Below are 12,060 nucleotides of genomic sequence, written 5' to 3'. Positions count from 1 at the left end.
TACAATTTTCGTCAAATCCTAATAGGAGATAATTTTGAAGGATATCAACTACATTTCTTGAATAGGTTATATAGATAGTAAGTAGGAGGGTGAAAAAATGTCAGATTTATTTACATTATTAGATTCATATTATCCAGAAATGGTATCTACTCGTAGATATCTACATGAAAATCCCGAGCTTTCTTTTAAAGAATATGAAACAGCTAAATTTATTCAAAACTTCTATAAACACTTAAATATTCCATTTAAATCAAATGTTGGTGGAAATGGAATTGTGGCAACAATTCATGGAAAAAGCCCTGGAAAAACAATCGCTTTAAGAGCTGATTTCGATGCTTTACCTATTCAGGATGAGAAAGACGTACCTTACTCCTCAAAAGTACCTGGAGTTATGCATGCATGTGGTCACGATGGTCATACCGCTACATTATTATATTTAGCAAAAGCACTTCACGAGAAAAAAGACTCTTGGGACGGCACAGTCGTTTTACTTCATCAACATGCTGAAGAATACGCACCAGGCGGGGCAATTTCGATGATTGCTGATGGCTGTCTAGATGGTGTAGACGAGGTTTATGGAACTCATATTTGGGCTATCGAAGAATTAGGAACAATCGGTTATCGAAAAGGCCCGATCATGGCAGCAGCTGATCGCTTTTCAATCACAATCCAAGGTCAAGGCGGTCATGGTGCCGAACCCCACCGAACTAAAGATAGTATCGTAATTGCTAGCCAACTAGTAATGGCACTTCAACAAGTTGTTAGCCGTGAATCCAATCCAATTGACACAGTTGTTTTATCTATCGGTAGTTTCGAAGCAAAAAACGCTTTTAATGTAATTGCCAATCGAGCAACTTTAGTAGGAACTGTACGAACATTCAAAAAGGATACACAAGAAAAAGTGAAGGAACAAATGGCTAGAATCATAAAAGGTATTTGTCTAGCTAATGACGTTACATACGAATTTCAGTACGATGATGGCTACCCGCCAGTAGTAAATCACGAAAAAGAAACTGACCTACTTGTTACTGTCGCTGACAAAATCGAAGAAGTAACTAACCTAAAAGAAATGGACCCTAAAATGGGTGGAGAAGATTTTGCCTACTATTTACAAAAGGTTCCAGGAACATTCTTCTTCACAGGAGCAAAGCCTCCTCACGTTACAGAAGCTTACCCTCATCACCATCCTAAATTTGATTTTGACGAAAAAGCTATGCTAATTGCAGCAAAAACACTAGGCTCTGTGACACTAGCTTCATTAAAGCAATCACAAAAATTAGTTGAACAAAATTAAGAATTGAGGAGAACTTTTGAAGTTCTCCTTTTTTGCGTGGTGAAATACAACATACACCATATTGAAAAAATGCAAATTACTTACACATGATCAGTTCATGAGTTAGAAAAACAGTAAGATGATGAAATATCTTACTTAAATGGAGCTCATGAGTTAACAAAACAGCTAATTGTTCTAATTTTGTTACTCATAAAGGGCTCATGAGTTACTAACTCACCTTAATGTTCCAATTTTGTTACTCATAAGGGGTTCACAAGTATGAAAACAGCATGTTGTTGAAAAAGAACTTACTCAAAAAAACTATGTTCAACAGCAAAAAAAAGGAGAACTTTTAAAGTTCTCCTTTTTATATGTAGACCTTAGAAAAGCTCTTCTTTCTTGTTCATATACCTTAAACGATAAGCATTTTTGGCAGTTTCGCCTAATTGCTCAAGTAATTGATAATTTACATATGCTCCAACTGGTGCTCCAATTACGGGTACCAATTGTAGGAGTTTAGCTAAATCGATATGATCTCGATACTCTTGTTGTAATTGTTCCCAATTGACTTGTGGATTTTCGTCGATTTTGTCTTCCCACTTTTCGATGATTTGAAAAACTTTCTTTCGATGATTATCACTTGAAAAAGCAAGTTGAAAAATGTAAAGCATGAATTGGCGTTCAAGTTCATCTTTCGGTGAGTACCCATATATTTTGGCTGCCTCAACTAAAAATCTAATTTTTATTCCTAATAATAGTGGAAAATCAGCAAGACCTAGCAATAGTCCACCTGCTCCAGTTCCTGCTCCTTCTACTGCTGAAATCTTTTTATATTCGTTCATTTTCTTATCTAGCATTAAATCTCGTTCTCTAAGAGATAATGCTTCATATTCTTCGCCTGAGCCGTTAAAAACTGTCGATCCACCCATAAATAATACCATCATGTTTTTAACGGTTTTCGTAAACAAGTCTTGAATTTGCTCTGGCAATAATGATTGAATTTTTAATTGAACCTTTTTTGCTGATGTTTGGAAGATATTTGATTCGGCCATTACTTTTTGTTTCCATCTAGATAATTCATACTGAATACGAAGTTCATAAGAATCCATTTTGTCCACCCTTTACAATTTTTGTGGCTGACTCAATCTCTTTTGTACATAAAATTTAATTAACCACATTGAAAATAAAGTATATACAACGAACGCAATAATAAAATTTAAAATTGATGCGACTTTTATTAATACGATTAAACTAAAAACAACACTACATATTATCAGTAGTATATACAAAAGCGTTGAAATAGATTTTTTATTTTCTTCATTTGTATAAGGATAAATTTTCCACAATAAATGATAGTTATATTGTCCCAAAATTGATATATTCTGTAGTGAGATTACATAAAGAAATAAAATTCCTATTAATACCTTTCCCACAATAGTTGGAACTAAGTAAACTACAAATCCACCTACGAAAACCTGTCTTATAAACATACTTAAATAGTTACCATTTCGAATAAATGTACGGACTAAAAGATAGTTTGCTGCATTTTTTACTCGAATTTTATTTATAATTGGATCTGCCCATTTTCTTCGTTTAACTTGTTGTTGAATGGATGGTACATCTGTAAACATATTCGCAAATCGATAGAAAGTAGCTAATCTCGAAGTATCGAGTCTTACATTTCTTTCCCATTGTACTCTTTTATTTTTACTACCAATTTGGATATATAATGCATAGGCTGCTAAAATAACGATGATTATTAAAAGGATTAAACTATTCCACTTACTTAATAAACCGTAAATAAATAAGAAAGTGCCGATTAATCTAAAACAATAATCAAAAGTTCGATTTAAAACACCACTATTTGAAATATGTAAAAATGAAATGAAAAGATTGTATCCCTTTAATAAGAAAATGATTACCATAAATACGATAAAACTTGTAGTTTCCCCTAGTAAAAACTTCTTATAAATTGGATAAATTACCCCTAACATCATTAACATTAAATAAATTTGAACAATGTAAGTAATGAAAAAGGAACGAATAAAATAACTTTTCATCTTTTTTTCTAAAGGTAATAAATAGTGTAAATCAGGCCCTTTAAAAAAAGTTGTTATTTGACCTGTTACAACAAGAAAACCAAAAATAATTGAAATGACCAAAATGACTGGAAAGTCTGGAGAGATTGTTTTTAGCATTTCTTGATAATAATATGCGCCTCCGCCAAAAGCAAAAACAAGCACAAATTTTATATGATCATTAAAAATATAACGACCATATCTGCCCATTTCTTTCATGAAGCTTCGAAATCGTGCTAGCCATAATTCCTTTATCGTACTCATATTTCTCTTTCCTTTGTAGCAAAAATATAAATTTCATCTAATGAAGCATTTGGCATTTTATATTGATTTTGTAGTTCTGCTAATGTACCTTTTGCAATAATTACTCCCTCATGCAAAATAATAAATGAATCACAATAAATTTGAGCAGTCGATAAAATATGAGTAGACATCAATATGCCTGCTCCTTTTTCTTTTTCCTCTTTTAATATCTCAAGTAAGTCATTAATAGCAATTGGATCCAATCCTAAAAATGGTTCATCGATTATATATAACTGCGGTTGAACAATAAGGGCACAAATAATCATTACCTTTTGTTTCATCCCTTTTGAGAATGTAGACGGAAAATATTTTCTTTTTTCATATAGTCTAAATGTTTTTAATAACATTTCACTACGCTTTTTAAAATCCTTTTCAGGAATATTATAAGCTAAAGCTGTAATTTCAAGATGCTCCTGTAAAGTTAATTCCTCATAGATCATCGGTGTCTCTGGAACATATGATAAATTTGCACGGTATGTAGTTGGATCTTTATCAAATGATTGTCCATTAACTAATATTTCACCTTTTAAGGGCTTCAAGAGTCCTAAAATATGTTTTATTGTTGTACTTTTACCAGCACCATTTAAACCAATCAGTCCAACAAGCTCATTTTTATTAATCGTAAACGAGACATCTTTAATGACTGGTTGACGTGTATATCCACCCGAGACATCTTTTACATGTAATAATGTCATTCTTTTACAAATCCTTTCATATGTACTTTTCCTATAGAATGTATTGTATCAAATAATAAACATAACTGCCTTATTATCATATTTATGGAACACTCAAAAAAAATCCTTCTTTTTTTGAATACTATTTTACGTTAAGGGTATTCTAATTCTTGAAGGGAAAGCAACACACTTTCTTAATTCAAAATTTGAAATGAGGTGTGTGTTAAAGGAAGTTTAATTTGCGTTCAAACCTAAGTCTGATATTTGTTTAAGTGAAATGAGGTATCTCCATTGATTAACATCGTTGTCATATACAGCAGTGCTAAATTCAAAGGAGATGGTAAGCTTGAACGATATCTATAAAACCAAAGGGCATTAGTATACCAATTTGTAAATGAGGTGTCTCGAGCAGAACATATAATTTATTTATAGGTGTACCAATTTATTGAACATTAAAGCAAATGAGGTGTCTGTTAAAGACAATTTAACTTATTAACCTATATTCTAAATTCTTTCCCCTTCATCAAGGAGCAACTAAAGTTGCTCCTTGTTCATTTTGTTGAAAAAAGAACTCGTCAATTAATTAGCAATATTTTCCAAATAAATAAATGAAGTTGATTTACTCTTTTTCAAAGATCTAGATGCCCTGATCCTCTTTTAAATTGCCTGCTGGGTCTTTAGACTTCTTACATCCATAATAATGATGGCCCTCTTTTTTAACTACTTTCTTCTATTATAAATAATCAAATCCCCTTGCTTGCCTTTTATCTTTTAGAAAAACTAATTTCTCAAATTTTTTTCATACTTGCTGCATACTATCTTTTCAAAAGGGCATTATAATCTATGAAGGGAAAGCAATACACTCTTTCTTAATTCAAACACTTGAAAATGAGGTGTGTGTTAAAGGGAATTTAATTTGCGTTCAAACCTGTGTTAGATAACTGTTGAAGTGAAAATATCTCTAAAGATAAAACATCGTTGTATAAACAGCAGTGAAAACATCAAAGGAGATGGTACGCTTGAACAATATCACTTATATCAAAGGTTTTTAGTATACCAATTTGTAAATGAGGTGTCTCTACCAGAGCATATATATTTATTATTATAGGTGTACCAATTAATTGAACATTAAAGCAAATGAGGTGTCTGTTAAAGACAATTTAACTTATTAACCTATATTCTAAGTTCTTTCCCCTTCATCAAGAAGCAACGTAGGTTGCTTCTTGTTCTTTTTTTGTCATGATTTTATTAGCCACATTTACAATTAAACCAACGCCTATGTTAAAATAAGGAAAAAAGTGAAAGGATGTAATAAATATGGTGCATGATACTAATTGTATTTTTTGCAAAATTGTAGAAGGAAGCATTCCAGCTTCGAAAGTATATGAGGATGATGATGTGTTAGCTTTTTTAGATTTAAGTCAAGTTACAAAAGGTCATACATTAGTCATCCCAAAAGATCATACTGAGAACATATTCGAAATGAGTGAAGACACAGCAAGTACATACTTTCGTAAAGTACCTTTAATTGCAAATGCAATGAAAGAAGCATTTAATGTTGAAGGGGTCAATATCATAAATAATAGTGGTGAAGTTTCAGGACAAACTGTATTTCATTATCATATGCATATTTTACCACGATACGGAAAAAATGATGGATTTGATGTGAAATGGCAATCAAACCAAAATCAATACACAAATGAAACGCTCCAAGAAATCGCAAAATCGATTCATAATAACATTATTAAAAAATAATAAAATAAATCCAAATAAAAACAAAAACAGGAGTTTGATTTTCTCCTGTTTTTGTTTTTTCATTTATATTCCAGCTAAGTTCTGCATTTTACACTATATTTTTGAAGATTAATATTATATATTTACTATATTACTAATAATATTTTTTCGACAACTCCTCTGTATTTTCGCTAAAAATATTATACGAGCATATCTTTTTTAAAGCCTAACACTTAATTATAATATAAAATTGTAGAATTTTATCAATGACTTTGTGAAAATTTTTAAAAATTCTAACTAAAAGTTCTTTATTTCTTCACATATTATTGGCATAATAATAAATAGATAGTTAAATAGAAAAGAAGGTGAATTGATGAAAACTGAACAAAAATTATACACAATGAAAGAAGCTTTGATTTTTAGTCAAAGAATTGCCCAAATTTCTAAAGCATTATGGAAGTCAGTTGAGAAAGACTGGCAACAATGGATTAAGCCCTATGATTTAAATATCAATGAACATCATATTTTAATGATCGCCTTCCACTTAAAGGGTGCCTCTATTTCTGAAATTGCTAAGTTTGGTGTAATGCACGTATCTACAGCTTTTAATTTTTCGAAAAAGCTTGAAGAGCGTGGTTTATTAGTGTTTTCTAAGAAAGTAGAAGATAAGCGAAATACTTATATTGAATTAACAGAAAAAGGTAAGAATATGCTATTAGAAATACTAGGAGAATTTGATCCAGAAACAAATTCAGTTTTCCAAGGTACTCTGCCATTAAAAGAATTTTATGGTAAATTCCCAGAAAATATGGAAATTATGGCCATCTTACGTAATATTTACGGAAAAGATTTCATGGATATTTTTGAAACAACTTTAGGTAACATAGATAAAGAATTTATCGAAGAAGATAACCGTTTAATAAAAAAACCTTAATATCTTCTTAAATTGTTACAATTACGAGTTGATTGTCCTTGTAGTTGTTTAATAAACTCAAATAGAAGCGGGGCAAGATGAAAAATCCTTCCGCTTTTTATTTCAACCATTTTTGTTAAAAACTTCACATAAAAACCTCTAGTTATTCCTCTAACTTAGTCCAATTTATTACGATTTCTATTTTCTAATTATGTACAAAGGTATCTATTTTTTATCTGTAATAAAAACTCAACCGGAGGTACAATACCTCCGGTTGAATAATTGTCTTATTTACAAATTAGATGCAAGCTGCTCCTACGATAATTAATAAGATGAACAATACAACGATTAACGCAAATCCTCCACCATGGAATCCTACGCCCATCATTCACACCTCCTTTAGCTACATATCTTATCTTATGCGTGTAGTAAAAAATGGTCTGGGCAAATGTATAATTAACCTTCATTTTCGAAGATTTGTACTATAGACATGAACACCCAATAATGATTAGCAAAATAAATAGGATCACAATTAAAATAAATTCACGCGATGCTTTCCCTTCCATTTTTCCAACCCCCCTAAAGTAATTCTTAATAATATATAGACGAATGCCTTAAATGATTGGGCGAATGTCACGGTTGACTAGCTAATTTTTATAAAATAAATACATTCTATTGGTAGGTTATGGGAAAAGTAATTTAATAAAGTTTTATTAAAATTTTTTCGTATTGCTTCAGTCTCATCACTTAACCTTGCTCTCATAAATACCTATTTTTTATTTAAAACTAGTTCAAGATTCCTTTAATTAGATTAATTTTTTATTAAAAAACATTCCAAATTATTCTTTTTTTGGATAAACTTTGTCACATTGTAGAAAAATATGTTATATTAAGTGAAGTAATTTCCAGTAAAAGGTATGTCTAAATACAGGAAAAATTAAGATTTATGCTCCATACTTAAATAAGTAAATTTTTTTTTATAAAAAACAATTTAAATTATTATTAGGAGATGTTTAAATGAAAAAGATAATCGTATCTGCAGTTTTAGCTACCTCAGTATTCGGACTAGCCGCATGTGGTTCAGCTGGTATTAGTAATGATGTAGTTGCTACATCTAATGCGGGAGATATCACTTCAAAAGATTTATATGACAAAATGAAGGATACAGCAGGATTAGCAATGCTTAAGCAAATGGCTATTGAAGATTATTTAAAGAAAAACTTCAAAGTTAGCGATAAAGACGTTGATAAAAAATTCAATGAGTATAAAACACAAAATGGTGACCAATTTAAAGCATTCTTAGCTCAATACGGATTTAAAGATGAAGCAGCATTTAAAGATCGCGTTAAAGTTGATTTATTAACTGAAAAAGCTGCTGAAGCTTCAGTTACACAAGCTGAGATTGCAAAATATAAACCTGAAATTAGAGCTAGTCATATTTTAGTAAAAGATGAAGCTACAGCTAATAAAGTAGAAACAGACTTAGCGAATGGTGCAGATTTTGCACAAGAAGCTAAAAAATATTCTACTGACACTGGTTCAAAAGATAAAGGTGGAGATTTAGGCTATTTTGGAGAAGGTGCTATGGTAGCTGAATTTGAATCAGCTGCATACGCTCTAAAAGTTGGAGAAATTAGCAAACCAGTTAAATCACAATTTGGATACCATATCATTAAATTAACTGGTAAAAAGACTGCTAATGAAAAAGACGCTCGTTCAAAAATTGCTGAGACTAAATTAAGCCAAGATAACTTCGCTGCATTTTCAGATGAACTTCTTAAAAAAGCTAAATTTAAAGTTAAAGACAAAGATTTAGAAAGCCAAGATAAAAAATCATAAAAAAAACCTGCCATAATGGCAGGTTTTTTAATTTGAAGAAATCTCAGAGTTAATAAGTAACTGCTCTCTTCTTTCTCGTTCCTCTTTAATTCGTTGTAAGTAAATTTCTCCCTCTTTTTCGATGAAAGCTTCATCTGCGTCTCTTTCTTGTTTAGAGGTGTATAGTACCATAAATCCACTAACAAAAATTCCTAATATCACAATATACATCCAAAATGGTAAGATTGGCATTGATTTTCCTCCTTAGTAGACAAGCATTTGCTTCATTATATGGCTATTAAGGAGAAAGTATGATTATTTTAAAATTTTGGTTTATAAAAACTACGATTTTCTAGTGGGAAAATGCGCTCAGTATATTCACCTGGTTCAATTCTTTCAAGTGCACGATCTAACATATTCATTTTCGCATCAATATTATCAATATAATGTAATATTTCCGCTTCTTTAATTAAAGGTAGCTTTGGACTACCATATTCATATTTACCATGATGGCTTAAAATAAGATGCTGAAGTACAGTAACTTCTTCTCCCTCAATTCCTAATTCAATCGAGGCATTACCAATTTCAATTGCCATTAGTGAAATATGGCCTAGCAAATTACCTTCAACAGTATATTTTGTTGAAACCGGACCCGATAACTCTCTTACTTTGCCTAAATCATGTAATATAATTCCAGCGTATAGTAAATCTTTATTAAGCGAAGGATATAAATTCGCTATTGATTCACCTAATTGCAGCATACAAAAAACATGATAAGCTAATCCAGAAACAAATTCGTGATGATTCTTAGTTGCTGCCGGAAAATCAAGGAATTCTTCTTGATTTTTTAATACTAGATATTCAGTTAGTTTCTTAAGTTTTTCATTCGTCATATTATTGATGTAAGAAGTAATTTTCTCATACAATACTTCTTTCGAAACTGGTGCTCTCGCAAAAAAGTCTTCTGGATTTACTTCGTCTGTGTCTTTTACTGGACGAATTTGGCGTAATTTAAGCTGAAGCTTCCCTCTATAATCGTGTAGCTCACCTTCAACTTTTACAACTGTTCCCTCTGCATAGGCTGCTTCTTGCTCTGTAGTAATATCCCAAAGCTTCGCCTCTATATCTCCACTTTGATCTTGTAAAGTTAATGATAAAAAGGATTTTTGATTACTTGCTACACCTTTAGTAGCTGCTTTAACAAATAAAAACGTCACAAAACGTTCGCCAACTTCATGATCATATACTTTTTTATCCATAAGTACCTCCACTATGTATATGCTTCCTTCGCCATACTAAACAAAATGAACAAATTGTATAAATAGCTTAAAATATTTTGGAAAACCATTTTCTCCAAAATAAGAAAAAGGAAAATCAATTTATGTATTAGTCGTTTTACTTATCCTATTATACGTTAAAATAGCTACTTATCCCAACAATGATCATACAAAAATTAAGACATATTCTAACAATTCTCAAGAACTTGCTATGAAAGATTGTATTTCAGAACTTTAGCTTATCGCAGAATCTTTTTACAATTCAAATTATTACTTTACATGCCTTTTCAATTTATGCCAAAATAGTAATATAGCAACTATTTAAAGGGAGGACTAGAACATGGGAACATATCGAATTACTGCTTTTGAAAAAAGTGGAGAATCAATTGTCGACGAACAATTTGAAGCTAATTCTGACTTAGAAGCAAAAGATATTGGTAAAGAAAAACTTTCAGTAATTGGTGCACTTGATAAGACACACCGTTGCATTAGTCAAACTGGTAAACTCCTATTATTTCATCCGTAATAAGAAGCTGCGAAATAATGTTCGCAGTTTTTTTGTTTATATCATTTTTTACTTAAGACAGAATATAATAGGAGTTTTCTTAAATGAAGAAAAATAAATATCCATTCGTTGATGACATTCAAGATGTAATTAAAAACATAAAACAATTTAATGAAGACATTAAAATAGATGTAAACCTTCAAATGAAGTTATCACATTTTGCCGCGTGGTATTATGTAAAAGAAATCGATCTTTTCGGTCCAAGTAATTATATAGCCTATAAAGACATGTGTTCAGATATTTATTTTGATTCAGATTTTCTAACTGAAATTGACTTCCGAAAAACTGAGAATATTTTAAAACGTTGGTTTGTTAAACAACCGATTAAATCACTATCAAATAGTCTCAAAGAAAATTTATATGAATACTCTCCATTAAGAGCTAACTATGAAATGAGTATATTAAAGACAGAAGCCAATGCACTATTGGACGAAATGTATGAAGAACTTTCTATATTAGATGACACTCCACCAATTAGAACTTTCCCTATTTCATGTGAAAATCTCGAATTTAGTTATGATAGCATCGAAGAATTACAGGAGTGGTTTTTAGACGAATTACCTGTTAGAGGTTATCAATTTAAAAAAGGATTGAACACACCAAAAGGGGCAATCTTATTGTTTCAAAACAATGACCAAATAATTGCTTCAGGTAAATTGTCTTCAATATTTGAGCATCCTAATAATGCTAATGGAACTATAGGAACGTTTATATTCGATCCATCATCAATCTGTATTTTTAACCCTCTAAACTTAGATGATATGAAATTAATTTGGGAAGAATTTATTAATTTTTCAGAAGTACCACAAAATCTAGATAAACATAAATATGATGATTTCATGAACTATCTTTATAGTAAAAATATAAGATACGCTTTAGACAATGAAATGGATGAGGAAACTTTTACTATTGAAGTTGAAAAAACATTCGTTGATTCACATACTCCTGTTAAGGATGAGCCTAAAGCTAAATATAATTGTACATTCATTACGAATAAATCTAATCGTAATCGAACCGTTACAAAAAGAGCGATTGTTGAAGCAAATTTCAAATGTGAAATCGATGAATCACATTCATTCTTTCTATCTAAACAAACTGGAGAAAATTATGTTGAAGGGCATCATTTAATACCATTGGAATTCGAGGAAATGTTCGATTATAACTTAGATGTTGAAGCGAATGTTATAAGCCTATGTCCTATCTGCCATAAAAAAATCCATCATGGACCGATTGAAACAGTTGAAAAACTGATTAAAAAATTATACAAAAACCGTAAAGAACGTTTAAAGAATTCTGGTATAGAGGTCAAACCTAAGACTTTATTAAGCTTTTATACTTAATAGTAATAGTACTATTAGATAGCTGCGATGATTGATCGCAGTTTTTTCCTTATTACTCATCCTTACATCCAAAAAGAAAACTCGC

At 30.8% G+C, this 12,060-nt stretch carries 13 protein-coding genes; 6 read left to right on the top strand and 7 right to left on the bottom strand.

Features of this window, described 5'->3' with window-relative positions:
• The first annotated feature begins 97 nt into the window (after nt 1-97).
• A complete protein-coding gene (locus CN692_RS01225) occupies nt 98-1,294 on the top strand; it encodes a M20 family metallopeptidase (RefSeq protein WP_098117185.1) in 1,197 nt (398 codons plus the stop codon).
• 359 nt (nt 1,295-1,653) lie between these two features.
• Here CN692_RS01225 and CN692_RS01220 read toward each other — a convergent pair whose 3' ends face one another.
• The 3 genes from CN692_RS01220 to CN692_RS01210 are packed head-to-tail and all read right to left on the bottom strand — an operon-like array spanning nt 1,654 to nt 4,349.
• Nucleotides 1,654-2,382: an EcsC family protein gene (locus tag CN692_RS01220; RefSeq protein WP_098117184.1), complete on the bottom strand. Its 729-nt coding sequence runs from the start codon at nt 2,380-2,382 to the stop codon at nt 1,654-1,656.
• A 12-nt stretch (nt 2,383-2,394) separates the two neighbouring features.
• The gene (locus tag CN692_RS01215) at nt 2,395-3,615 is read right to left on the bottom strand and encodes an ABC transporter permease (RefSeq protein ID WP_098117183.1); all 1,221 of its coding nucleotides are present in this window, start codon (nt 3,613-3,615) and stop codon (nt 2,395-2,397) included.
• Nucleotides 3,612-4,349, bottom strand: coding sequence for an ABC transporter ATP-binding protein (locus tag CN692_RS01210; RefSeq protein WP_098117182.1), 738 nt, complete (start codon nt 4,347-4,349; stop codon nt 3,612-3,614). The genes CN692_RS01215 and CN692_RS01210 overlap by 4 nt, the downstream gene beginning before the upstream one ends.
• A gap of 1,296 nt (nt 4,350-5,645) precedes the next feature.
• Here CN692_RS01210 and CN692_RS01205 point away from each other — a divergent pair.
• Both CN692_RS01205 and CN692_RS01200 read left to right on the top strand, forming a co-directional pair.
• Nucleotides 5,646-6,083 (top strand): HIT family protein, encoded by a 438-nt coding sequence (locus CN692_RS01205; RefSeq protein ID WP_098117181.1) that lies wholly within the window; start codon nt 5,646-5,648, stop codon nt 6,081-6,083.
• A 352-nt stretch (nt 6,084-6,435) separates the two neighbouring features.
• Nucleotides 6,436-6,996, top strand: a complete 561-nt coding sequence (locus CN692_RS01200; RefSeq protein ID WP_056472088.1) for an HTH-type transcriptional regulator Hpr — start codon at nt 6,436-6,438, stop codon at nt 6,994-6,996.
• A 277-nt stretch (nt 6,997-7,273) separates the two neighbouring features.
• Here the strand turns inward: CN692_RS01200 and CN692_RS01195 are convergent, their stop codons facing one another.
• Nucleotides 7,274-7,363: a YjcZ family sporulation protein gene (locus CN692_RS01195; RefSeq protein WP_097973758.1), complete on the bottom strand. Its 90-nt coding sequence runs from the start codon at nt 7,361-7,363 to the stop codon at nt 7,274-7,276.
• 94 nt (nt 7,364-7,457) lie between these two features.
• Complete coding sequence (locus CN692_RS01190; RefSeq protein ID WP_098117180.1) at nt 7,458-7,541, bottom strand: YjcZ family sporulation protein; 84 nt, start codon at nt 7,539-7,541, stop codon at nt 7,458-7,460.
• Nucleotides 7,542-7,992: 451 nt separating this feature from the next.
• Between CN692_RS01190 and CN692_RS01185 the strand changes: the two genes are divergently transcribed.
• Nucleotides 7,993-8,814: a peptidylprolyl isomerase gene (locus tag CN692_RS01185; protein WP_098117179.1), complete on the top strand. Its 822-nt coding sequence runs from the start codon at nt 7,993-7,995 to the stop codon at nt 8,812-8,814.
• A 27-nt stretch (nt 8,815-8,841) separates the two neighbouring features.
• On the opposite strand, the gene CN692_RS01180 is transcribed toward CN692_RS01185, so the two are convergent.
• Complete coding sequence (locus CN692_RS01180) at nt 8,842-9,045, bottom strand: sporulation YhaL family protein (RefSeq protein ID WP_056472082.1); 204 nt, start codon at nt 9,043-9,045, stop codon at nt 8,842-8,844.
• Nucleotides 9,046-9,113: 68 nt separating this feature from the next.
• On the bottom strand, nt 9,114-10,052 hold the full coding sequence (yhaM, locus tag CN692_RS01175) for a 3'-5' exoribonuclease YhaM (RefSeq protein ID WP_098117178.1): 939 nt from the start codon (nt 10,050-10,052) through the stop codon (nt 9,114-9,116).
• A gap of 358 nt (nt 10,053-10,410) precedes the next feature.
• Between yhaM and CN692_RS01170 the strand changes: the two genes are divergently transcribed.
• Both CN692_RS01170 and CN692_RS01165 read left to right on the top strand, forming a co-directional pair.
• On the top strand, nt 10,411-10,596 hold the full coding sequence (locus tag CN692_RS01170) for a YhzD family protein (protein WP_098117177.1): 186 nt from the start codon (nt 10,411-10,413) through the stop codon (nt 10,594-10,596).
• 83 nt (nt 10,597-10,679) lie between these two features.
• The gene (locus CN692_RS01165; protein ID WP_098117176.1) at nt 10,680-11,975 is read left to right on the top strand and encodes an HNH endonuclease; all 1,296 of its coding nucleotides are present in this window, start codon (nt 10,680-10,682) and stop codon (nt 11,973-11,975) included.
• Nucleotides 11,976-12,060 lie beyond the last annotated feature (85 nt).

It is taken from the genome of Bacillus sp. AFS002410 (genome assembly GCF_002556365.1).
Taxonomy (GTDB): domain Bacteria; phylum Bacillota; class Bacilli; order Bacillales; family Bacillaceae_G; genus Gottfriedia.
This window is presented reverse-complemented; position numbering and strand designations above follow the sequence as displayed.